Genomic DNA, 23,039 nt, shown 5'->3' with positions numbered 1-23,039 from the left:
TGAATTAAATGTTTGAGAATATTTTTTAAGGGGCGGCCAATTAAATGGTCGCTCTTTTTTTAATGAATTCAAATAGTTTTAATTGTTTGCCATAAATATTAATTATTTATATTGATTGAATAAAAAAATTGGTATTTGTGTGAAATTAAGCAAGTAGTGCGCATTGACAGGAAGTAATTCAAGGGGAGGATTTAAAAAGTGAAGAACTCGTATTAACTTCTAAACTTTTGTGAATGAAAAGTGCGTGATAGTTAAAAATTTGTTATAATGTAGTAGAAATAAATTTATGAACGAGGGACATAATCATGGCAATTGGCATGAATGATTTGAAGACAGGTTTGACGATTGAATATTCAAATTCAATCTGGCGTGTATTAGAATTCCAACACGTGAAACCTGGTAAAGGAGCTGCCTTTGTGCGCTCTAAGTTGAAAAACTTGAGGACGGGTGCTGTTAACGAAGTAACCTTCCGTCCTGGTGATAAGTTTGAACAGGCCGAAATTACAACGCGCCCAATGTCATACTTGTACGCTGAAAACGATGGCCGTGTCTTTATGGACACTGAAACTTACGAACAAATCAACATTTCAGATGATAACTTGCAAGAAGCCTTGAAGTTCATGCTTGAAGGAATGGAAGTTAAGATTACGATGTATGGTTCAGAAGTCTTGGGGGCAGAGTTGCCATCAACTGTTACTTTAAAGGTAACGGAGACGCAACCTGGTATCAAGGGCGCAACAGCTACTGGCTCAGGCAAGCCGGCTACTGTTGAAACTGGTGCCACTATTACAGTGCCAGATTTTGTTAACGAAGGTGAAACCATCATTGTTAATACTGAGGATGGGTCCTACAAAGGTCGGGCCTAAGGTTGCTTGGGCTGCTTTCTTTATGAAGCAGTCTTTTGTATTTATTGGTACCGGATTTATCGGTTGATTGGAGGAACGATGGTCAAGCAAGCCAACTTAACGAATAAGAACTTTTTACTGTCCGCTGAAAAAATGGAAGACGGGCAAACAATGGTTGCTCGGCACGCCTTGGAATTGATTGCACAGGCAGCAACCCTTGAGGTTGATGGTGTCGCGGCCATGCAAACAAATATCTATGACCACTTTCCAAAATCTTTCACCAATATTGCCAAAGCAAAGGGTGTTTTACTGGAAAACGATGAAGATGGTTTGAATTTTGACGTCTCTGTTGTTTTGCATTATGGTGTTGTCGTACCAAAGGTGGCTTTTGCCATCCAACAATCAATCAAGAAAAACTTGGCTGATTTGACTGGCTTGACGGTCACGGAAGTGAACGTGAACATTGCCGGTTTGGTCCCCGATGAGACAAACGATACCCTGGAACCAGACCATTTGTTTGATCATGACCTGGCAAAGGAGCCCAGCTAATGACTCAATTATCACGACATGAAGAACGGCAAGCGGCCGTCCAGATTCTCTTTGCTTGCGTCAACAAGACGCCAGATGAAGCTGAAATGGATTTGGTCTATGACTTAGTTGTCGGTAATCAAGACTATTATGCTTTTTTGCCCCAACTGGTTAACGGTGTTTTAGCGCGAAAAACACAATTGGATGCTGATATCGCAAAACACTTATCCTTAGGCTGGAAGGTTGACCGAATTGCACGGGTTAACCTCGTTATTTTGCGCATCGCAGTTTATGAATTGCAGATGCCAGAACCAGCGCCCTACAAGGTTGTAGTGGACGAAGCGGTTGAACTTGCCAAGGAATTTGCTAGCCAGCAAGATGCACAGTTTGTTAACGGTGTCTTGAAGAATTATGCACCAGTTGGTGCTTAAAATGAGGACTGCTCAGCTTAAAACCTAGCTTTTGGGGGATAAGTTACTGGGGAGTCTTTTTTTTATCAACAGGCGCTTCCTCACGAATTCAAAAGAAAAATGCCATCCTGTGCTAAAATAGAGGAAGTAAAAAGGAGGCCATCATGGCGATTTACCATCCAAATGAACAACCAGCACCATCATATGACAGTCATACACATTTGAATGACGATGAACTGTACTTTGATGTGCCAGCATACTTAGCGCGGGCACATGAATTTCAAGTAGTTGAGATGAATATTGTCGGCTATAACGCGGTTGGCAATGAACGGGCTTTAGCCATTGCAAAAGAAAAAGACGGCGTTTACGCTATCTTAGGCTATCAGCCTGAAGATACACCTGATTTTGATGAGGCCGCTCTTGCAACGCTTACCGAACAGTTGGACCAAGATAAGGTTGTTGCCGTAGGTGAAACCGGCTTGGATTATCACTTTGATACCGATAAAGATGTTCAAATGAAGGCCTTTTTAGCACAAATTGGTTTGGCAAAAGAAAAGGATTTACCGGTTGTTATCCATAACCGAGAAGCCTTCGATGATGTTTACCGGGTCTTGAAGGAACAGCAGGTCAAAAAAGCGATCATTCACTCCTTCTCCGGGACCAAAGAACAGGCCAAGGCGTTCGCTGATTTAGGTTATTATATTTCCTTCTCTGGTGTGGTGACCTTCAAAAAAGCAGAAGAAGTTCGAGAAGCAGCCAAGGTTATTCCATTGGACCAAATTTTGGTGGAAACAGATGCGCCATACCTAGCGCCAAGTCCAAATCGTGGTAAACGCAACGAACCTGGTTGGACTAAGTTTGTGATTGATGATTTGGCCAAAACACTTTCAATGTCAGCTGATGACCTGGCAACACGAACTAAGCAAAACGCTGAACGGGTTTTTTTGAACCATGACTGACCGACGAAAAATTAAGGCGATGGTTGTCGTGGAAGGGGAGGCGGATACAAAGCGCTTAAGACAAGCGGTTGATTGTGACACGATCGAAACCAGGGGTTCGGCTCTGGGTGAAGAAGTTATTCTGCGTATTCAAAAGGCAGCCGCGAAGCGGGGTGCCATCGTACTGACCGATCCTGATTTTAATGGGAACCGGCTCCGGCGTCTAATTACAGAAGCAGTCCCAGCAGTTGCCCAGGCAACAATTAGCCAGGACCAGGGCCGGGCGCAAAAGGACAATCCGCACAAATCCTTGGGTGTAGAGCATGCACCCCTGGATGTTTTGGCTACCTGCCTTGTGGAAGCTGACCAGCAAGTTGGCCAGTCTCGATCGGCTTCTGATATCGATCGGAACTTTCTGGTCGATTTGGGCCTAGTTGGTGGACCAACCGCCAAGGAGAAACGGATTTTGCTCGGTCAAAGCCTACAAATTGGTTATGCCAATGGGAAACAACTGTATCACCGTCTTTTAGCCTATGGCATTATGCAAGAGCAGGTTGTGGCAGCCTTGAAAGGAAACATTAATGGAAAAGTCAATTAAAATTGCCAATCCAATGCGAACTCAAGCAATTTTAAATCAGTATGGCCTGCGGGCCAAAAAAAAGTTTGGTCAAAATTTTCTCACTGACCAAAACATTCTGACTGGGATTGTGGATGCGGCAGATTTGAGTAAGGAAGATGCCGTTGTCGAGATTGGCCCCGGCATTGGTGGTTTAACCGAATATTTGGCCTTGGCTGCCGACAAAGTCTTAGCCTTTGAAATTGATTGGGACATGGTCAAGGTCTTAAGTGAAACCTTGGCGCCTTATGATAATGTCACGGTTCAAAACGATGATGTCTTAGAGGTTAATCTAAAGCAAACGTTAGCTGAACATTTTGGGTCGGAGCGTTCTGTCAAGGTGGTCGCTAATTTGCCATATTACATCACGACACCAATTCTTTTAGGCTTATTGCAGGCACAGATTAACTGGTCCCGCCTAGTAGTGATGATGCAAAAGGAAGTGGCTGACCGCTTAACGGCTGAACCAGGGACGAAGGAATATGGTGTTTTGTCCATTACTCTGTCTTACTACGCTAATGTTCAGACTGCGTTGAAAGTGCCACGAACTGCCTTTAATCCGGCACCAAATGTGGATTCAGCTGTGGTTTCTCTCGCACCAAGAGAACCTGACCAATCGGTTGATCACCCTGAGCAGCTGTTCTCACTGGTCAAGGCGGCCTTTGCCCATCGACGGAAGTCGCTTTGGAATAACCTCTTGCAACGTTTCGGCAAAGAGGAAAAAATCAAGGGGCGGTTAACAAAAGCTCTAGACCAATCGAATATTCAACCGGGGGTTCGAGCTGAAAAATTAACCCTCAATCAATTAACGGACTTGTATTTAGCCTTGATGGAACAGGGATTCTACGCAGGTTAACTGTTAACGCTGAAAACCGCATTTTTTGCTAATATTGAACTTTTGTTACTAATGTGTTATAATAATTCTTGTTTAATGAGAAAGGCGGTCGAAAATGTCAACTTTGGAAGATATTAAGTCGCGCTTGGACGCGCACATAGGCGAAACAGTCACTGTAGTTTCTCAGGCAGGTCGTAAGAAGTTTACGGAGCGTTCCGGAATCTTGCGTTCTACTTTCCCATCACTGTTTGTGGTTGAACTGGATGAAGAAGCTGATTTTGAGCGTGCTTCATACAGTTACACAGACGTCTTAACGAATAACGTGGACATCACGTTTGCCGATTAAGGAAATACATAAAAAGCCCGTCAGGGCTTTTTTTGTTGGGCTGGTTTTAAAATGAAAAAGGAGAATGCCATGAGTGCGCAGATTGTTGTTAAAAACTTTACCGCTGCCTTTGGTGATCGCGTGATTTTAAAGGACGTTTCCTTTAAAATTGATGAACACCGCTTTACCGTCATTGTTGGTGAAAATGGGACTGGCAAGACAACTTTAATTAAGGCCTTAATCCAAGAGGTCATTGGTCAAAAACATCTTGGCCATGAAAACAAGAAACAGAAGGGGACGATTGAGGTCAACAGTAAGAGCTTGGCCTACGTACCACAGTTTCGTGACCTGGGAGACGATTACCCGCTGACGATTCGCTCCTTTATTGCTTTAGGGTTGAAGTCGGGCTTGCGTCCCTGGCTGAATACCCATGAAAAATCAGCTATCGACCAGGCCTTGAAGCAAGTTGACTTAGCCGATTTAGCCGAATTACGGCTATCGGATGCCTCTGGTGGGCAAAAGCAACGGGCTTATATTGCCCAGGCTCTAGTCCAAGAACCTGATTTGTTGATTCTAGATGAACCAACGGCTGCTTTGGATGCTAATCACGCTTTGGCACTCGTTAAGAGCGTCCGGGCTCTACAACAAAGTCGGCAAATTGGTGTTTTGTGGATTTCGCATGATACTTCTTGGGTTAAAGAGTATGCTGATGGTTACCTTTGGCTACATGACGGCCAGATTCAGGGTGGCCAGGCAGCTGATTTGTCAGACACGGCTGCTTCACAACACCGCCAGGAGGTAAACCATGCTTGATCAAGTTTTTATGCAAAACGCTTTTATTGCCGGCACAGTGATTTCAATTGTTGCTGGAATAGTGGGAACTTTTGTGGTCGCTCGTTCATATAACTTTTTGAGTCATTCTTTAAGTGAAATTGCTTTTGCCGGGGCAGCCTTTGGTTTCTTTATTGGCTGGCCACCACTTTTGGGGATGGTTACTTTTACAATCCTCGCTGCGCTATCAATCGGGGGATTGGAGAACGCCAAGGTCCGCCAGGATAACGTGACTTCTGCCGTATCAGCCTTTGCCATTGCCTTAGGAATTCTTTTCTTGGCGCTGGGGCACACTGCCAATTCGGCAGCAACCGGCATTTTATTCGGTTCCGTTCTTGGGATTTCACATACTGATTTGTTAATCTTGGCGGGGATGGCCCTGGGTGTCTTCATCGTGATTTTCTTGTTTTACAAGCCATTGCGCTTACTGGCTTTTGATGAGGCGGGACTATTACTTTCACGAGGGCAAAAGACCTGGTTGAAAATCCTTTTCTTGGTGGTGATGGCACTGTCCGTGGCCATTTCATCACAACTAGTTGGCTCCTTGTTAATCTTTGTCTTGGTCACTTTGCCGGCAGCATCTGCCCGCTATTATCAGGGTTCTGTTGGCCGTTTGATGACTCTATCGGTCTTCTTCGCTTTGTTCGGAACTTGGGCAGGATTGGCTTTGGCTTATGTCACGAATCTGCCAACCTCTGCCTTTATTGCTGGGATTGAAGTGCTGATTTATCTGCTATCAATATGGTTAGCTAAGGAATAAAGTGCATTAGGTCAGCTTTTTTGTAACAAATATTAAAAAACGCCGGAGTTAAAAACGAATGTTCGTTTTTAACTCCGGTTTTATGCTATAATAGTCGGGATGGAAATTATTACTCTGAGGAGGAAAGGGCAGTATTTTTGCCCACAAAAATACCTATGAAAACACGTCGAGCTGACCGTTTGGTCGATATGTCGCACTATCTATTGGACCACCCGCGCCAACTGATTTCACTGAACTTTTTTGCCGATCGCTATGAAGCGGCAAAATCGTCAATTTCCGAAGATTTGTCAATCATTCGTCGGACCTATAAAGCCCGTGGTACGGGTGAAGTGAAAACCTATCCAGGTGCAGCCGGTGGGGTTTATTACACGCCATTGATGGCGGCTGGTGAGGCTAAAGACTTTGTGGATGGCATTTGCCAAATTGTGAACGATGAATCCCGCGTTTTGCCGGGCGGCTATGTTTACTTATCTGATTTGTTAGGACAGCCAAATGTCCTACGCCAAACCGGACGATTGGTTACGACTCAGTATGTTGGAGAAGAAATTGATGCCGTGATGACCGCTGCAACCAAGGGGATTCCCTTAGCCCAAGCAGTTGCTGATCAATTAAATGTGCCTTTTGTGATCGTTCGTGATGATGCAAAGGTGACGGAAGGTTCAATGATCTCGGTTAATTACTTAACTGGATCATCAAAGCGCGTTGAAAAGATGGCCTTGTCAAAGCGGTCTTTGAAGGCCGGCGCCCGCGTCTTGATTGTCGATGACTTTATGAAGGCTGGCGGAACCATTCAGGGAATGCAAACGTTGGTTCGTGAATTCGGTGGTACTGTTGTTGGGACTGCTGTCTTTGCTGAAGGTCGGTCAAATGTCCGTTTGTTAGAGGATTATACTTCCTTGTTGCACGTTGAAACAAACTTAGACTCTGGCCAGTCTATTAATGTGCAACCAGGAAACTATTTTGAAGAAATTTATCAAGGTAAGGAATAAGAAACGATGCAAGCCACAAACGTTGTCATTTTGGCGGCCGGGAACGGTTCGCGGATGAAATCAGACCTACCAAAGGTCTTACACCAAGTTGCCGGTCGGGCAATGGTTGATTGGGTGGTTGCCGCCGTGGCGCCATTGAAGCCAAATAAAATTTTAACGGTTACCGGTGTTGGGGCTAAGCAGGTTCAAGACCACTTAGCTGGGAAGTCCGACTTCGTTGTTCAGGAACAGCAATTAGGAACAGGTCACGCTGTCTTGCAGACCAAGCAGGCATTAGCTGATAATGAGGGTGCGACGCTGATTTTATCAGGGGATACGCCACTCTTTACAACGGAAACGCTTCAAGCTCTTTTGGATGAGCACGCTCGGACAAAGAATGCCGTCACGGTTTTGACGGCCTTTGCCGAAAACCCAACGGGTTATGGCCGAATTGTCCGTGGTGAGGATGAAATGGTCTTGAAGATTGTTGAGGAAAAGGATGCGTCCGTTACGGAACGCCGGATCCAAGAAATCAATACTGGTGTGTACATTTTTGATAACCAGCTCTTGTTTGAGGCTCTTTCACAGGTCGGTAACGATAACGTGCAAGCTGAATATTACCTGCCTGATACGCTCGATATTTTGCGGGAGATGGGGCAACAGATTGGTGCCTACCAGACGATGGACTTTTCCGAGTCAATGGGAGTTAACGATCGTGTTGCTCTGGCTGCGGCCAACAAGATTATGCGGACGCGAATTAATCGCGGGCACATGCAAAATGGTGTTGAATTAATTGACCCCGATAATACCTATATCGATGCTGGTGTTCAAATTGGCAAAGATACGGTGATTGAAGGCAATGTGACGTTGAAGGGAAAGACGGTGATTGGTCAAGACAACGTTTTGACAGCCGGTACTCGAATTGAGGATTCAACCATTGGAGATGAAAACGTCATCACTTCTTCACACCTTGAAGAAGCGCTAGTTGAGAACCAAACAACAATTGGTCCCTATGCCCATCTGCGGCCACTGGCTGAAATCAAAGACCGAGCACATTTGGGGAACTTTGTGGAAGTCAAAAAGGCAACGGTTGGCCTTAGTTCTAAGGTTGGTCACCTTTCTTATGTTGGGAATGCGACGTTAGGAGCGGATGTGAACGTCGGGGCCGGAACGATTTTCGTCAACTATGACGGCGTGAACAAGTTTGATACGACGGTTGGTGACCGGGTCTTTATCGGTTCGAATACGAAGATTATCGCCCCCGTAACTTTGGCCGATGAAAGCATCACGGCAGCGGGGTCAACGATTACGGATGATGTTGACTTTCATCAAATGGGCATCGCTCGTAGTCGTCAAACAAATAAAGATGATTTTTGGGACAGAATGCCCCATAAAAAAGGATAGGGAAACCTATTCTTTTTTATTTTGACCAAAAAGAGATAACTTGCCTATCTAATCGACTTTGTTTATAATAAAAATATGGTTATTTAAACTATACCAATATAAAAATTAGAGAAGGAGAAGAAAATGAAGAAGAAAACAATCGGTTGGCTACTGGCCCTTTTACTAGTGTTCATCTTGGGTGTGGTACTGGTTTTGGGATTAAAGGATCAGGATAAACACCATTCCAAGAAGATGACCATGTCCAGTAGTCAGATGCAGATGTCTTCGTCCTCATCATCGATGGCCATGTCGTCTTCGATGTCTGGCATGGACATGGATGAAAGCTTGCCAACTGATTTACCAAATGCTACTCAACCAAAGTATCCGGTTGGCTCAATGATTACCTTAGAGGCTGACCATATGACCGGAATGAAGGGCGCCAAGGGAACGGTTGCAGCCGCTTACGACGTTAAACTATATGAGGTCGATTATCAGCCAACTAATGGTGGTAAAAAGGTTAGCGGCCACAAATGGTTAACCAAGGAAGACTTTTCTGATATGATGGACCACCAAGAAGGTGATACGGTCACGTTGACAAGCACTCATATGGCCGGGATGAAGGGAGCAAAAGCAACCATTACGAAGGTAGTCAATGGTCCTGCTTATGCGGTTAGCTATCAGCCAACCAATGGTGGTAAGATAGTCATGCATCACAAGTACTTGGTTGAAAGTGAAATCAAGTCTCGATAATGGAGAGAAATGAAAGGATGGAACGCGATGGATTTTTCAGTACTATACATTGGTAGCGGTCAGGCAAGTTGGAACGGGGCTGTCCCACTGGCTAAGTCTGGTGCTAAGGTGGCCGTGATTGAAGAAAGCCAATACGGTGGTGTTTGCTCAAATAAGGGTTGCAATGCCAAGATTATCTTGGATAAACCTTTGGAATTGATCAACCGAGTCAAAGACCTCCAGGGACGGGGCATTGATGGTGTCCCAACTGTTAACTGGGAAGACTTGATGGCTCACAAGCACGAATTAATTGTGCCACAGGATGCCCACGGCAAGGAACGGTTGGATAATGTTGGCATTACAACTATCACCGGCCATGCTGAGTTTGTTGATACCCATACGGTGGCTGTCGACGGCAAGACTTATACAGCTGATAAGATTGTGATTGCAACTGGCTTGCGTCCTCACGTTCTGGATGTTCCGGGTCATGAACTTTTTGAAAATTCGACTGATTTTCTTTCGTTGCCACACATGCCCAAGCATGTGACGATTTTGGGCGGCGGTTTCGTTGCCATTGAATTTGCGACAATTGCCAACGCCGTCGGGGCCCAGGTTGATGTGATTACTCGGTCAAACCGCTTATTGCGTCAGTTCCCAGCTCAGTATGTGGCAGAAGTCCAGGCTGATTTGAAGGCCCATGGTGTTCGTTTTATTCCTGATATGAACATCAAGAGCGCTGAAAAGACTGCGGCTGGCCAGATTGCCTTGACCGGTGACCATGAATTCCAATTGACAACCGATTATGTCTTGGACGCGACCGGTCGTGTGCCAAACCATGACCAATTGAACCTGGAGGCCATCGGGGTTGAAGCTAACCAGCGTGGGATTGTGGTTAACGAATACCTACAAACATCCGTTGAAAACATTTATGCAGCCGGTGACGCCATCGACAAGCAGGTGCCAAAGTTGACGCCAACCGCGGCCTTTGAATCCCGTTATTTGACTGCTCGATTTAAGGGTGATAATGATGGCCCAATCGTCTATCCAGCTATTTCGGAAGTGGTCTTCACGTCGCCACGGATTGCCCAGGTTGGGGTACACCTTGACCAGGCCTTGGCAGAACCTGACCGTTATGAAGTCACGGAAGCCTCTTATGATGGTGACTGGTATCGTCAGGTTGAAAATGAGCAGGGGGCTAAGCTCTCACTGATTTTTGATAAGAATAGCAAGGCCTTGGTTGGTGCAGCGGAAAAGTCGAATAATGCTGACAATACCATTAACACGATTGTGCCTTACATCCAAATGAAGATGACCAAGGAACAGTTGAACGACTTAGTTTATGTTTTCCCATCAATCGAGTACACTTTGCAACGGCGTTTACCACTGGTCTGATTTTGATAAAAGTGTTTAATGAGTGTAGCGGATTATGCTATACTTTTTTTATTAGAAACAAGGGGAGTGACAGACTATGTCAATCAATGGCCAAGCCATTATCGATCAAATTGAAGAGCAAAATTATGCTCAAGAAACCTTAGCAGTCAAGGATGGCCAGAGCGTTGATTTGGATGTCCTTTTTTCAGCCTTTTTGCCTTTAGCCCAAAAGGAAAACCTGGCATTGACCAAGGCGGATATCGACGGTGGCATCGAAGAAGGGGGCACAACTTTTTCTTTGGAAGTCAACGTGATTAACTTACCGTTGCGCTATGCCAATCAGGAGAAAAAATTGGTTTATGCCAATCAGGAATACGAGCTGCAGGTTTATACAATCGTTGATAACCCCAATGTCTCCAAGTCACGGTTAAAGATTGCCAAATTGTCTTCGTTAGCGGCCCTGCTAGATGACAGTGATGGTGTCTTTGCTAAGGCTGCTGCTTGGTTCGATGACCAGCTGCAGGTTATCTTGGAAAATCAGCAGCAAGCCGAACAAGATGCTGCGGAGGCTGCCCAAAAAGCTGATGAAGAGAAGGCTGCAGAGGAGAAAAAATGACGTTACCAAAACCAACCAAAGCGGCCATTAATGGTTTGATTTGGGCGATAATTGTGTTGACATTTCAAATACTGCACTGGACGTCTTTACCAATTCAGATACTATTGATTGTGATATCGATTGTGGAAATGCAAGCTTTAAAAGCACTCTTTACACATCTTGAAAAGGGTAAAAATCGTCAGTAAAAAAGCAGCCGAGTATGGCTGCTTTTTTAGTCAAATTTTATTTTAGCCGACAAGTGGTAGGAAGCATGGTCCTTTTCCACGGTGGCCTTTAAGACCTTTGGGTTGGCGGTATGGGCTTGAGAGATGAGCTCGCCGAGGTCATAAGCCTCAATGACAGCCTTGACTAGTTCTTTTGGACTTTGCCCCATGTCGGGTAGGGCCAGGTCTTCCCAGTCACGGTCTTTTGCTGGGCCCATTTGGACCAGTTCTTTTGTCTTAATCTGTTCAATGATAATCATGTGCCTATTATACGGTCTGGCAGTTTGAGTGTAAAGACTGGTTTCGTGAGGCATGCTTGATTTTTGCTTGGGAATCTGGCATAATAAAGGTATGCGATGAGTCGAATGCGTTTTTAGAACGCACACGCGGCCTACTGTATTAAGTTACCAGCCACGGATTTGGCGTAGGTGATAATGGTATTGTGGAATTCCATTATCTCACCATGACTATCAGTCTTTGACTGAGGTGACGTAGACTTACTTGAACTTTGTTCAAGTCGCCCGTCAGAGCGTATCTGGCATGCCAAACTAAGCAGCTAACTTCGGTTAGCTGCTTTTTTATTGGCTGATTTCTCTGGTATAATATGTACTAAGAATGCGTTCTAGGAGGCCTTAATGGCAGATTCGTCACAGTACCTGACAGTCGGTGCGTTAACCGGCTATTTGAAAGCAAAATTTGACCGTGATCCATACTTGGCAAAGGTCTATCTAACGGGAGAAATTTCGAACTTAGGTAATCGAAAGGGCCGTCACCTGTATTTTTCTTTGAAGGATCCAGATGGTAAATCAGTCATCCGCGCAACGATGTTTTCCTATGCATCACGACTGAAGTTTGAACCCAAGGAGGGGATGAAGGTCCTCGCCATTGGTCGCGTGCAGGTTTATGAACCATCCGGTTCGTACTCGATTATTTTAGAACAAATGACACCCGATGGGATTGGGGACCTCTTCTTAGCTTTAAATCAGTTAAAGGAAAAGTTGAGCCAAGAGGGACTCTTTGACCAAGAAAAGAAGGCTTTGCCACTCCTTCCCAAAAAGATTGCCGTGATTACTTCACCGACAGGGGCCGTGGTTGAAGACGTTGCCAAGACGGTTGAGCGGCGCTTGCCGGATGCTCAGGTAATCTTGTTACCGGCCGTTGTCCAGGGTGAAGGGGCAGTGCCGTCGTTACTGAAACAACTGAACCGAATCGACGACCTTGGCTTTGACACGGTCATTATTGGTCGAGGTGGTGGGTCGATTGAGGACCTCTGGGCCTTTAACGATGAAGCCCTCGTGCGCAAGGTAGCAGCTTTAAAGACGCCGGTGATTGCCTCGGTTGGTCATGAAACCGACAATACTTTGGTCGACTTGGTGGCCGATCGCCGAGCAGCGACACCAACGGCTGCCGCTGAACTCGCAACACCGGTTACTCGGCAAAATATTCTTGATCGCTTGTTTGAATTGAAGGCACGCTTGGTGGTTGCTGGCCGGCAAATTGTTGTCCAACGCCAGCAGGTCTTAGATCAAATTGTTAATCGACCAATCATGCAGCAACCAGACCGGCTATACGCCGCTTATCAGCAGGAAGTTGATCAGTTGACGAGTCGGCTTGGTCGCGGCTTTAGTCGTCAGCTTGAACAAAAACAATACCGCTTCCAACAGGCCAAAAATAGCCTAGTTAAGGAACAACAGCAATTGCTACGACCTTACCAGGAGGGCCTCGCTTTGGCCAGCACGAAGTTGGACTTAGTGTCACCACTGAAAATCTTAGCGGCTGGTTACACGATTGTGAAGGGACCAAAAAATCAGGTCATCAAGAAAAAAGCTGATTTACAAGTTGGGGACCAGGTTCACTTAACCTTTGCGGACGGCGAAGTGCCCGCTCAAATTACAGGAGAATAAAATGGCTGAAAAAGTATCATTTGAAGATAAGTTAAAACAACTCGAAGTCATCGTGTCGGCTTTGGAAAAGGGCGACCGTCCCTTGGAAACGGCTTTAACGGACTTTCAGACGGGGGTCGCACTGGCTAAGGATTTGCAGAAGACCTTGCAGGATGCCGAAAAAACCTTGGCTAAGGTCATGGATGATGGCAATTTGACGGATTTGGAATTAACCAACAATGACTAAATTTAACGATTTTTCAGAAAAATATCAGCCACAAGTTAACGCGGCTTTAAAAGCCGAGGTGGCTCAGCAGGTCTCTAATCAGTTCGCTAGTGACTGGGGGCAGATGCTGACCTATGCGCTCCTAACGCCTGGCAAGCGCCTGCGGCCGCTGTTAGCTTTGGCCGTTGTTGATTCCTTTGGTCAAGAAATCACGGCCGATGCCATTCAAGCCGCTACGGCTCTCGAATGGGTTCATGCCTATTCCTTGGTCCACGATGACTTGCCGGTAATGGATAACGATGCTTACCGTCGGGGACAGTTATCTGTCCATGCGCTTTATGGCCCAGCGAGTGCTGTTTTGGTTGGAGATGCTTTGCAGGCGGGTGCCTTTTCTCTCTTGGCTGCATTGACGGGCGTTAATGCCGAGCAAAAGGTCGCCATGGTCGCAACGCTAGCCGAAAAGGCGGGTGCCAATGGCATGGTTTTGGGGCAGGTCTTAGACATGCAAAATCATGATATCAATGAGGACCAGGTGGCGCTCGCGGCCGTTTTGGACCAGGTTTACCAAAAGAAGACGGCTGATTTGTTGCAAGCGGCCGCTTTGATTGGCGGTCATTATGCCAATCTTTCAGTCAAAGACTTAGACCGTTTGGCTGCTTTTGCCGGTGCATTTGGCCTACTCTTCCAAATCCAAGATGACTTGGACGACTATGACCAAGATCAAGAAGAAGGCGTTGCCTCACTGGTTCACTTGGTTGGGCTCGACCAGGCGCATGACTTGGTTGTGCAGTTGACGAAGCGGGCAAATCAGGCTCTAGCTGATTTGAAACAGGAAAATGCAAACTTTGATTCAGAATTATTAACGAGCCTTTTGGCTAAAATTGGAGCGTAAATCGTGGCAGTAGCAAAAGAACGTGTGGACGTCTTACTCGTCCAACAGGGACTCTTTACCTCTCGAGAACAGGCAAAGCGAGCCATTATGGCCGGGCAAATTCTTGGCGAAAATGAGCAGCGTCTGGACAAGGCTGGTGAAAAGATTCCGGTCACAACTGAATTACACTTTAAGGGCGAACCATTGCCCTTTGTTTCGCGTGGTGGCTATAAACTGGTAAAGGCCATCGAAACCTTTGGCTTGGCCATGACCGACCAGATTGTCTTAGACATCGGTTCTTCCACGGGTGGCTTTACGGATGTGTCACTGCAAAATGGTGCTGCCCATGTCTATGCTTTGGATGTGGGGACCAACCAGTTAGCCTGGAAGCTACGAATTGATGACCGCGTAACGGTGATGGAAAACACTAATTTCCGCTATTCCAAGTTGGCCGACTTTATGGAAGGCCAGCCAACTCGGACAACCATTGATGTTTCCTTTATCTCACTGTCGCTGATTTTACCAACCTTAAAGGACATTATTGCCCAGGGTGGGGAAGTAGCAGCATTGATCAAGCCCCAATTTGAGGCGGGGCGGGAAGCGGTTGGTAAGCACGGCATCATCAAAGACCCGGCTGTTCACCGCCAGGTCTTGGCTGCAACTTTGCCAATGATGGTGGAAAATGGCTTTACCGTGGCTGGCTTGACCTACTCACCAATTAAAGGTGGGCAGGGAAATATTGAATTTTTAGCCTGGCTTAAGCGGTCTGATGGGGCCCAAATTGATCCAAGTGTCGCAATTGACGAAGTGGTTGATGCGGCACACAGTCAGTTAGACCAGGCTGGCAACTAAAACTGACTGGTAGAAAGGATGCAGGATGCTTGAACAATTAACCATACAAAATTTTGCGATTATTGACCAAGTGGACTTGTCATTTGACGACCAATTAACCGTTTTAACGGGTGAGACCGGTGCCGGAAAATCAATCATTATTGATGCTTTGGCCATGGTCACCGGTGGACGGGCCAGTACGGAAATGATTCGTAAGGGGGCTGACAAGGCTGTCTTGCAGGCTGTTTTTTCCCTTGTGGGTGACCGAGCTGCCGGCTTGCGGGAACAATTGAGTGCTGCTGGAATTGAACTTAGTGATGACCAGGTGGTTATTTACCGCGAGTTTAATCACAAAGGGCGGTCAATTGTGCGCATTAACGGTATAATTGTGCCCCTCAAGGTGCTGTCCGAATTCGGGTCGCAGCTGGTTGAAATTCAGGGCCAGCATGATACCTCCCTGCTGTTAAATCAGGACCATCATTTAGACCTGTTGGACCAGTTTGCTGAGGCTGATTTAAGCCAGGCTAAGGATGAGTATCAGCAGCTTTTTTACCGCTACCGTGATATTACCCGCCAAATTGATCAATTGAAAAATCGGCGGCAGGATATTAACCAGCGGTTGGACTTGCTTTCTTTTCAGCAAGAGGAGTTGAAAGAAGCCAACCTGCAACCAGGAGAAGAAGACCAGCTGTTGGCTGATCGGAGCAAGCTAGCAAATTATAAAAAGATTGCGGATGCTTTGGAACAGGCGCAGCAGGCCTTGAATCCAGGTTTGGATGGTGGTGCGATTGATCTGTTGGCTGCCGCTCATCAAGCGATGATCCAGGCTGCTACTTATGATTCAGACTTTGAAAACTTGGCTCAATCGTTGTCGGAGGCTTACTATGCTGCTCAGGATGCCGGCCGTGATTTAGACGAGGCGGTTTCTGATTTGACCTTTGACGAAGGAGCCCTCGTTGAAATCGACGACCGCTTGCAGGTGATTCATAACCTGAAGCGAAAGTACGGCGATTCCGTTGATGAAATTTTAGTCTTCCAGCAAAAGGTTGACCGCGAGTTGGCCGACTTGGACGGTGGGTCCTTCGATTTGGAATCACTGACGAAGGAAAAAGAAACCATTAAGGGTAAGATTGTGGCTGCTGCTCAAGCGCTAACACAAAGCCGGCAAAAGGTAGCTAAGAAGTTGGAGAAGGCAGTTAATCGTGAATTGGCGGACTTGTTGATGGAACAGGCCTACTTTGAGGTTCAATTTACGCCCGTGACGGGCTTTTTGCCTAGTGGGGCGGATAAGGTTGCTTTCTTTGTTCAAACCAACCAGGGTGAGGGCACTAAGCCCCTAGAAAAGGCCGCATCCGGTGGGGAGGCCTCACGACTGATGCTGGCCTTGAAAACAATTTTCATTGCCCAACACGGCCTACCAACGGTTGTCTTTGACGAAATTGATACTGGCGTTTCCGGTCGGGTTGGTTCCGCTATTGCCAAGAAGATGCAAACCATTGCTGAGAAAACGCAGGTCATGGCCATTACCCATTTGCCTCAAGTGGCCGCTGCGGCCACCCACCATTTCTTGATTGAGAAGTTCAATCAAAATGATCGAACGGTGACGCAGGTTAAGGACCTACCAGAAAATCAGCGTGATGAAGCGATTGCGATGATGCTTTCTGGCAATCAGGTAACTGATGCGGCTTTGGCAAACGCCAAGGATTTGCGGGTAAAGGCACAGGGATAAAAATAAAAATAAATACTAAAAAAAGCGTTGGAAAATTAAATTTCCAACGCTTTTTGTGTAGTAATCATCAAGCTGATTTAGCTATGTGTTGAGTACAAGAACAAGACGAAGATAACGGCCAAAAGGTACATCAACCAGTTAACTTCCTTTGCACGCTTTGTAGCAATCATCGTGATTGGGTAAACGATAAAGCCAAGGGCGATACCGTCTGAGATTGAATAAGTTAATGGCATACCAACAACAACCAAGAAGGCAGGGGCAGCAACAGCCAAGTCGTCCCACTTAATCTTCTGTAAGTTTTTGGCCATCATGATTCCAACAATCACCAAGGCAGGGGCGGTCACGGCATCCGTAACCACTGACAACAATGGTGAGAAGATCAAGGCAGCAAAGAAGAGCAAACCAGTCACAACAGAAGTCAAACCAGAACGGCCACCAACGGCGATTCCTGATGATGATTCAACGTAAGCTGAAGTTGGTGAAGTTCCCAAAACGGCTCCGGCAGTCATTCCAACGGCGTCGGCCATCAAGGCCTTACCGGCACGTGGCATCTTGTTGTTTTCCATGAAGCCAGCTTGTTCGGCCAAACCAATCAAAGTTCCAGCCGTATCGAAGAAAGTGACAATCAAGAAGGTCAAGACAACAACCCACATTTGGAAGGTATCAATGTGACCAAGGTAGTTGATTGATTCTCCAAAGGTTGGCTCCAAAGAAGGAACAGAACCGATGATTGAGCTTGGCATCTTAATCAAGCCGAAGATGAAGCCAACGATTGTTGTGCCAATCATTCCAACGAAGATGGCAGCTGGTGTGTTCACGGCCAACAAAACCAAAGTCAAGACGATACCAAAAATAGCTAAGAGCGTGTTGGCGTTTGTCAATGAGCCCATGGCAACCATTGTATCCTTGTTTGCCACAACCAAACCGGCGTTGTGCAAACCAATGAAGGCGATGAAAAGGCCAATTCCAGCAGCGATAGCAATCTTCAAATCAGAAGGAATCGCATCGATGATTTTTTCACGAATCTTAAACATTGTTAAGAGCAAAAAGATAACGGCGGCAACTAAGATACCGGCCATTGCAGTTTGCCACTTGACACCCATACCGATAACAACGGAATAGGCGAAGAAAGCATTAACACCCAAACCTGGGGCAATCGCGATTGGGTAACGTGCAACCAGACCCATGAAGATTGTGGCGATTCCAGAGGCCAAGGCAGTGGCCGTAAAGACGGCCCCCTTGTTCATGCCAGCGTCACCAAGGACAGTTGGATTCAAGAATAAGATGTATGACATGGCTACGAAAGTAGTCAAGCCGGCAACGACTTCTTTTCGAAAAGAAGTGCCCAGTTTTTCAAACTGGAAGTATGATGAGAGAAAGGACATAAGTGACTCCTTATAATATTTTTCCTACCTGAATATTTTAGCAAGAAATGTTTGCTTTGTCTGAGTGAAATGAACAAAATGACTTAATAAAGACGAACATTAAATAAAAGTAAAACTAATTGTTCACTTTTTATAATTTTAAATTTTAATGATAATCATTTAAATCTCAGAAAATGTAGCACAACGCTTATATATGGCACTTTCTTTTTAAAAGCGGAATCAAAGCTGATTTTTCATTGCACCTGGTGATGCAGTAAAAGATTTAAAAACGGAAAAACATTAAGAGGCGGTAGACACCAAGAACGATAAGACTAACTCCTAACCACATCCAAAGTAAGGCCCCACCAAAGAGGGGACTAGCCATCAACAAAATGCCGGCAACAATATGCAGGACAGCTGAAAAGGTTAGCCAAGCTTGGTGATCAGCGAGACGGCTAACGACCGAAAGTTGGATAACCCCCTCAAACAACCAGGCAATTCCCACCATTAGACCAACAACCATAAAGAGCGAAACTGAGGCAATGTGCATATTAATAAAGATGATTAAACCAGCCAAAATATAAATAAAGCCCAGCAGGCTAGCACCTGTCCTGTTCCAACCAGTTAGTGCGGTGTTTTTGATGGCATGAACAATCTTAAATAAACCAGAAGCAACCATCATGACACCAATGATAGCCGCAGCAATGGCTGCCGTGTCGGTGGGTAGAATCACAACCAAAAGACCAAAGACGATGGCTAGAAGACCATCAATCCCCATAAAATAGCGCAATGAATGACTCGACATAATTTCCTCCTCTTTTTTATTTCTTATATGACTATTATAACGTTATTGTGTAGTATTTGAAATCAGAAAAAGTTTTTTAGTAAAAAAGCTGGTTCTAGGATAAAAATGATGATAATGGGTATTTAGTATAAAATAGTAAAATCAATTTTTAATTCCGAAAACAAACTTATTTGGATTGAAAGTATCATATTTAAGGTCTAAGTGTTACGATCTCGTTGATTGTTGTTGCTTATATGACGAATAAGTCGTGATATAACTGAAATGAGGAGAACTATGAAAACGATTGATTTTAAAAATCGGCCGTTGCTAGTCTTTTTTGCCAATCTCTTGTTAATGCTAGGAATTGGAGCTGGGACAGCAATGTCGAAAGTTTCCGCTGGAGATGTTTCTTCGGCCTACATTACCAGTGCTTCTGTTTATAAAACCAGTAATCATCAAACAGATAATTTTGACCCTTATGATGATTTGACAGTTCGATGGAATTTCGCAATTCCTAAGGGTGCTGGTATTGCGGTCGATCAACCAATTACGGTAGTGGTTCCCGATGTTTTTCAGGTACCAAATTCGCTTGATTTTCAAATTCATGAGCAAAATGGAGATGTGATTGCTAATGCTCATCTGGATAAAAATACCCGAGAAATTACGGTCCATTTTACCAGTGATAGTGCTGCCCCTGATGTTAACCGTGCTTTATCTGGCTATTTCGAAATTAACGCTAACTTGGATTTGTCTAAGATTTCCTTTAATACGAAAAATACGATTAACTGGCAATTGGACCACAGTATCATTCCCGGAGCTAGCACCGATGTTTACATTAATCAGGGAAATGCGCCTGATAAAACTGAAGTTCTATCAAAATTTGGTTGGTTTGATTTGAAAGATCCAACATTTCTACATTGGAAAGTCCGAATTAACTATCGCAAGCAAAATATTCAAAACGCGGTGGTTGTTGATCAGTTTGATGGCAACTCAACCTTTGTTCCGGACAGCTTTGGTTCGACGATTGACTCATCTGATGGCGAGGCGGTGCCCGTTGACTTGTCTAAGTTAACGATGGATTCTGATTCTAAGTTCCACATTGATTTTGGAGATATCAATCAAACTTATGTATTGACGTACGAGAGTCGTTTGAAATCTGGATCTCAGGCCAGTTCGTATGGCAATGTCGTTAATTTGACTGGTGATAATTTATCAACACAATCTAAGACTATGATGGTTGAAAAGATTGATGGTGGTGGTAATGCTTCTGTTGGACCAAGTACAACGCCAATCACTAAAACAGTGGCTCCTACTCCAGTAGTCAACATGGCGCAACCGGTAGCAACAGCTAACCAAGCGAATCGAAAGTAAATACAACTGTACCTGCTTTTGGCTTTTGCACCAGCTGAAATTGCGGCGCAACCGGTTGCCGAGGTTGCATTGCCAAAGACTGCTCGCTTTGAATCCAGTCATTGGCAAGTTCTCATTTTTACTGCCATTGCTGTTCTTTTGACCGGTTTTACGCTGATTTTGAAGAATAAGAAGCGTTCATAATTTTGTTAATTGTATTAATCCTCGATAAGGCTCTTATCGGGGATTTTTGAGTGCCCTTGAAAAAGTGATCTGCCAAGTAGATGTCAGCTTTTCCAACGAGCCTGAAGACTTTGCCAGTCCCCCTCAACTAGGCTATAATAAAGTAACTTTTATATTAAAAACCTTGAGGAGGGCGTTATGGATCAACATACTTGGGAACAACTCGTCAAATATACGGAATTGCAGGGGACATCTGGGCAGGAAAATCAGGTGCGTCAAGCATTCAAACAGGACTTAACGCCCTTAGTTGACGAAGTTTACCAAAACAACCTTGGTGGTGTTTTTGGTGTGAAAAATCAGCAGTCAAATGGTCCCCGTGTGATGTTTGCAGCTCACATGGATGAAGTTGGCTTCATGGTTTCTGGTATTTTGCCAACGGGGGCCTTACAAGTGGTTGCCTTGGGAGGGTGGAATCCTATGACCGTTTCTGCTCACCGTTTTACACTCTTTACAAAAGATGGGCAATATCCGGTTGTATCATCTTCTGTTTCACCACACCTGTTGCGTGGTAAGACCGGTGGTCAAAGCCAGTTGACCATTGATGATATTTTTTTTGACGCTGGCTTTGAATCGGCTGACCAGGCTCAGACTTTTGGTGTTCGTCCAGGGGACTTTATTGTGCCAGCAACCAAGACAGCCCGCCTTGCTAACCCTAATCGAGCAGTTTCCAAGGCCTACGACAACCGCTTTGGGGTGGTGACGATTTTGTCTGCTCTGGAAGAATTGCAAGGAGTAGAAACGCCAAACACTTTGATTGCTGGGGCAAACGTTCAAGAAGAAGTCGGTCTCCGCGGATCTAAGCCTGCTGTTAACCAATTGAAGCCAGATGTTTTCTTTGCGGTTGATTCTTCGGCAGCAAATGATGTTGATGGCACAGTTGGTCGTCAAGGAGTCATGGACCAGGGAACGTTGATTCGCGTCTTTGATCCAACGGTTGTCACATCACCTCGTCTAAAGGAATTCATTTTGCAAACAGCAGAGGATAATCACATTCCTTATCAATACTTTGTTTCAAAGGGTGGCACTGATGCTGGTGGCGTTCAAGGCCAAGAATTTGGACTTCCTGCTGTTGCCTTGGGTGTGGCATCCCGCTACATTCATACCCATGAAACGGTTTGGTCAATTCCTGATTTTGAAGCGGCACAGGCCCTTGTAGTAGCGATTGCAAAGTCTTTGGATGAAAGCGTTTATCAAGATATTTTGGAGCGGTAATGTTTAAGAAGCTGGAACGTTTGGATTACTGGATTGCGGTGCCTTATGCCGTGCTATCGGCCATCGGGATTGTGATGGTCTTTTCGGCGACCCAAAATGCTTATTTATCACCCATTATGTCCTTTTCAAAGCAGGCTATTTTTGTGATTGTTGGTTGGACGGTTGCCTTTGTTGCCTTCCGATTGAATCGCTCCATTTTGCGATCACAAAGTGTGCTCAATTTTTTAATGGTTGGGACCACCGGTTTACTGATTGTCGCTCGCTTAGCGCCGGCCATTAACGGTGCTCACGGGTGGATTAATCTGGGGCCGGTGACTTTACAACCGGTTGAATTATCGAAGATTGTGCTGATTTTGTATTTTGCCCACTGGTTCGATAAAAAGCCCTGGTTACCTCGAGCAGGCCTCAGGCGCCAAATTCGCCAATGGACGGCGCCGGGTATGTTGCAAAAGCTCTTTTTACCTGCTGTGATGCTGTCGATGAACCTTTTGATGCCCGATTTGGGAAACATGTTTATCACCCTGGCGGTCTTATTAATGATGATGATGGCGTCGGGGATGTCATCTCGGGCTTGCGCCTTCTGGTTGCTTTTGTTCTTTATCGTTTTGTTTTTTTTGCCAGATATTATTGGTTTTTTCCATTTGGGAAACTCGTCTTCTTACGCTATCAGACGATTGACGAACTTTGTCAATCCTTGGCATAATGTTGACCAAAGTCGGCAGCTATTGTACTCTTACTACGCCATTTCGCATGGTGGCTTGTTTGGCGTTGGACTGGGAAATTCGTTGCTGAAACCTTACCTGCCAGAATCGAACACTGATTTTATTATGGCTGTCGCAGCAGAAGAATTAGGCGCCTTGGCCATCTGCCTTGTTTTGTTGATGGTGTTGATGTTAATTGGTCGCTTGGTCTACTTAGGAATCAAGCAAAAGGGACAGTATAACCGCCTCTTTTTGTACGGGCTGGCTAGTCTTTTATTGATGCAGTCCTTTGTTAATTTGGGCGGTGTCTTGGGCTTGCTGCCAATTACTGGGGTTGTTTTCCCCTTTATCTCAGGTGGTGGTTCATCCTTTGTCTTTTTCTCGGCAGCTATCGGAATTGCCCTGAACGTTTCGGCCAAGGACAAGGAACTAATCCAACCAAACCCGCAAGATTATGCGGCACGAAGGGAATTAAAACGTTAAGATG

27 protein-coding genes are annotated in these 23,039 nt (G+C 45.4%); 24 read left to right on the top strand and 3 right to left on the bottom strand.

Annotation, left to right across the window (positions count from 1 at the left end; all coding sequences use genetic code 11):
* Positions 1-305 precede the first annotated feature (305 nt).
* The 15 genes from efp (at position 306) to FT12353_RS02050 (ending at position 11,340) form a co-directional block, all read left to right on the top strand.
* The gene (gene efp / locus FT12353_RS02120; RefSeq protein ID WP_047975283.1) at positions 306-866 is read left to right on the top strand and encodes an elongation factor P; all 561 of its coding nucleotides are present in this window, start codon (positions 306-308) and stop codon (positions 864-866) included.
* 78 nt (positions 867-944) lie between these two features.
* Positions 945-1,394: an Asp23/Gls24 family envelope stress response protein gene (locus FT12353_RS02115; protein WP_203617810.1), complete on the top strand. Its 450-nt coding sequence runs from the start codon at positions 945-947 to the stop codon at positions 1,392-1,394.
* Positions 1,394-1,804 (top strand): transcription antitermination factor NusB, encoded by a 411-nt coding sequence (gene nusB, locus FT12353_RS02110; RefSeq protein WP_203617808.1) that lies wholly within the window; start codon positions 1,394-1,396, stop codon positions 1,802-1,804. The genes FT12353_RS02115 and nusB overlap by 1 nt, the downstream gene beginning before the upstream one ends.
* 143 nt (positions 1,805-1,947) lie before the next feature.
* Positions 1,948-2,742 (top strand): TatD family hydrolase, encoded by a 795-nt coding sequence (locus FT12353_RS02105; RefSeq protein WP_203617806.1) that lies wholly within the window; start codon positions 1,948-1,950, stop codon positions 2,740-2,742.
* The gene (gene rnmV, locus FT12353_RS02100; RefSeq protein WP_203617804.1) at positions 2,735-3,319 is read left to right on the top strand and encodes a ribonuclease M5; all 585 of its coding nucleotides are present in this window, start codon (positions 2,735-2,737) and stop codon (positions 3,317-3,319) included. Before FT12353_RS02105 ends, rnmV begins: the two co-directional genes overlap by 8 nt.
* Positions 3,303-4,193, top strand: a complete 891-nt coding sequence (gene rsmA / locus FT12353_RS02095) for a 16S rRNA (adenine(1518)-N(6)/adenine(1519)-N(6))-dimethyltransferase RsmA (protein ID WP_203617795.1) — start codon at positions 3,303-3,305, stop codon at positions 4,191-4,193. Before rnmV ends, rsmA begins: the two co-directional genes overlap by 17 nt.
* A 94-nt stretch (positions 4,194-4,287) precedes the next feature.
* Positions 4,288-4,518 (top strand): Veg family protein, encoded by a 231-nt coding sequence (locus FT12353_RS02090; RefSeq protein WP_047975277.1) that lies wholly within the window; start codon positions 4,288-4,290, stop codon positions 4,516-4,518.
* Between the two features lie 69 nt (positions 4,519-4,587).
* Positions 4,588-5,310 (top strand): metal ABC transporter ATP-binding protein, encoded by a 723-nt coding sequence (locus FT12353_RS02085; protein WP_203617793.1) that lies wholly within the window; start codon positions 4,588-4,590, stop codon positions 5,308-5,310.
* Complete coding sequence (locus tag FT12353_RS02080) at positions 5,303-6,088, top strand: metal ABC transporter permease (RefSeq protein WP_203617780.1); 786 nt, start codon at positions 5,303-5,305, stop codon at positions 6,086-6,088. Before FT12353_RS02085 ends, FT12353_RS02080 begins: the two co-directional genes overlap by 8 nt.
* 155 nt (positions 6,089-6,243) lie before the next feature.
* Positions 6,244-7,077 (top strand): pur operon repressor, encoded by an 834-nt coding sequence (gene purR, locus FT12353_RS02075; protein ID WP_203617778.1) that lies wholly within the window; start codon positions 6,244-6,246, stop codon positions 7,075-7,077.
* Positions 7,078-7,083: 6 nt separating this feature from the next.
* Positions 7,084-8,460: a bifunctional UDP-N-acetylglucosamine diphosphorylase/glucosamine-1-phosphate N-acetyltransferase GlmU gene (glmU, locus tag FT12353_RS02070; RefSeq protein ID WP_203617776.1), complete on the top strand. Its 1,377-nt coding sequence runs from the start codon at positions 7,084-7,086 to the stop codon at positions 8,458-8,460.
* A 123-nt stretch (positions 8,461-8,583) separates the two neighbouring features.
* The gene (locus FT12353_RS02065) at positions 8,584-9,189 is read left to right on the top strand and encodes a YdhK family protein (RefSeq protein ID WP_203617774.1); all 606 of its coding nucleotides are present in this window, start codon (positions 8,584-8,586) and stop codon (positions 9,187-9,189) included.
* Between the two features lie 27 nt (positions 9,190-9,216).
* Positions 9,217-10,560 carry a dihydrolipoyl dehydrogenase family protein gene (locus tag FT12353_RS02060; protein WP_203617772.1) on the top strand — a complete coding sequence of 448 codons (1,344 nt, stop codon included), beginning with the start codon at positions 9,217-9,219 and terminating at the stop codon, positions 10,558-10,560.
* Positions 10,561-10,636: 76 nt separating this feature from the next.
* On the top strand, positions 10,637-11,155 hold the full coding sequence (locus FT12353_RS02055) for a hypothetical protein (RefSeq protein WP_203617770.1): 519 nt from the start codon (positions 10,637-10,639) through the stop codon (positions 11,153-11,155).
* Positions 11,152-11,340: a hypothetical protein gene (locus tag FT12353_RS02050; protein ID WP_203617768.1), complete on the top strand. Its 189-nt coding sequence runs from the start codon at positions 11,152-11,154 to the stop codon at positions 11,338-11,340. Before FT12353_RS02055 ends, FT12353_RS02050 begins: the two co-directional genes overlap by 4 nt.
* Positions 11,341-11,366: 26 nt before the next feature.
* Here the strand turns inward: FT12353_RS02050 and FT12353_RS02045 are convergent, their stop codons facing one another.
* A complete protein-coding gene (locus FT12353_RS02045) occupies positions 11,367-11,618 on the bottom strand; it encodes a hypothetical protein (RefSeq protein WP_203617766.1) in 252 nt (83 codons plus the stop codon).
* A gap of 375 nt (positions 11,619-11,993) precedes the next feature.
* Here FT12353_RS02045 and xseA point away from each other — a divergent pair, with 375 nt between their 5' ends.
* The 5 genes from xseA to recN are packed head-to-tail and all read left to right on the top strand — an operon-like array spanning position 11,994 to position 16,898.
* Positions 11,994-13,262 (top strand): exodeoxyribonuclease VII large subunit, encoded by a 1,269-nt coding sequence (xseA, locus tag FT12353_RS02040; protein ID WP_203617764.1) that lies wholly within the window; start codon positions 11,994-11,996, stop codon positions 13,260-13,262.
* A gap of 1 nt (position 13,263) precedes the next feature.
* Complete coding sequence (locus tag FT12353_RS02035) at positions 13,264-13,488, top strand: exodeoxyribonuclease VII small subunit (protein WP_203617762.1); 225 nt, start codon at positions 13,264-13,266, stop codon at positions 13,486-13,488.
* Positions 13,481-14,359, top strand: coding sequence for a polyprenyl synthetase family protein (locus FT12353_RS02030; RefSeq protein ID WP_203617760.1), 879 nt, complete (start codon positions 13,481-13,483; stop codon positions 14,357-14,359). The genes FT12353_RS02035 and FT12353_RS02030 overlap by 8 nt, the downstream gene beginning before the upstream one ends.
* Complete coding sequence (locus FT12353_RS02025) at positions 14,360-15,190, top strand: TlyA family RNA methyltransferase (RefSeq protein ID WP_203617839.1); 831 nt, start codon at positions 14,360-14,362, stop codon at positions 15,188-15,190.
* A gap of 25 nt (positions 15,191-15,215) precedes the next feature.
* Complete coding sequence (gene recN, locus FT12353_RS02020; protein ID WP_203617758.1) at positions 15,216-16,898, top strand: DNA repair protein RecN; 1,683 nt, start codon at positions 15,216-15,218, stop codon at positions 16,896-16,898.
* 77 nt (positions 16,899-16,975) lie between these two features.
* Here the strand turns inward: recN and FT12353_RS02015 are convergent, their stop codons facing one another.
* Together FT12353_RS02015 and FT12353_RS02010 are read right to left on the bottom strand one after the other, a co-directional pair.
* A complete protein-coding gene (locus tag FT12353_RS02015; RefSeq protein WP_203617756.1) occupies positions 16,976-18,283 on the bottom strand; it encodes an NCS2 family permease in 1,308 nt (435 codons plus the stop codon).
* Between the two features lie 262 nt (positions 18,284-18,545).
* Positions 18,546-19,067: an HdeD family acid-resistance protein gene (locus FT12353_RS02010; protein WP_059393553.1), complete on the bottom strand. Its 522-nt coding sequence runs from the start codon at positions 19,065-19,067 to the stop codon at positions 18,546-18,548.
* A 273-nt stretch (positions 19,068-19,340) separates the two neighbouring features.
* Here FT12353_RS02010 and FT12353_RS02005 point away from each other — a divergent pair, with 273 nt between their 5' ends.
* The 4 genes from FT12353_RS02005 to FT12353_RS01990 all read left to right on the top strand — a co-directional run bounded on the left by FT12353_RS02005 (position 19,341) and on the right by FT12353_RS01990 (position 23,035).
* Positions 19,341-20,417, top strand: a complete 1,077-nt coding sequence (locus FT12353_RS02005) for a collagen binding domain-containing protein (protein ID WP_203617754.1) — start codon at positions 19,341-19,343, stop codon at positions 20,415-20,417.
* An 18-nt stretch (positions 20,418-20,435) separates the two neighbouring features.
* Positions 20,436-20,600 carry a hypothetical protein gene (locus FT12353_RS02000; protein ID WP_203617752.1) on the top strand — a complete coding sequence of 55 codons (165 nt, stop codon included), beginning with the start codon at positions 20,436-20,438 and terminating at the stop codon, positions 20,598-20,600.
* A gap of 177 nt (positions 20,601-20,777) precedes the next feature.
* Positions 20,778-21,851 carry a glutamyl aminopeptidase gene (pepA, locus tag FT12353_RS01995; protein ID WP_203617750.1) on the top strand — a complete coding sequence of 358 codons (1,074 nt, stop codon included), beginning with the start codon at positions 20,778-20,780 and terminating at the stop codon, positions 21,849-21,851.
* Entirely contained in the window at positions 21,851-23,035 is a 1,185-nt protein-coding gene (locus FT12353_RS01990; protein ID WP_203617748.1) for an FtsW/RodA/SpoVE family cell cycle protein, read from the top strand. Before pepA ends, FT12353_RS01990 begins: the two co-directional genes overlap by 1 nt.
* The last annotated feature ends 4 nt before the right edge of the window (positions 23,036-23,039 follow it).

Origin of the sequence: Fructobacillus tropaeoli (assembly GCF_016860625.1) — a bacterium.
Classification (GTDB): domain Bacteria; phylum Bacillota; class Bacilli; order Lactobacillales; family Lactobacillaceae; genus Fructobacillus; species Fructobacillus tropaeoli.
This window is presented reverse-complemented; position numbering and strand designations above follow the sequence as displayed.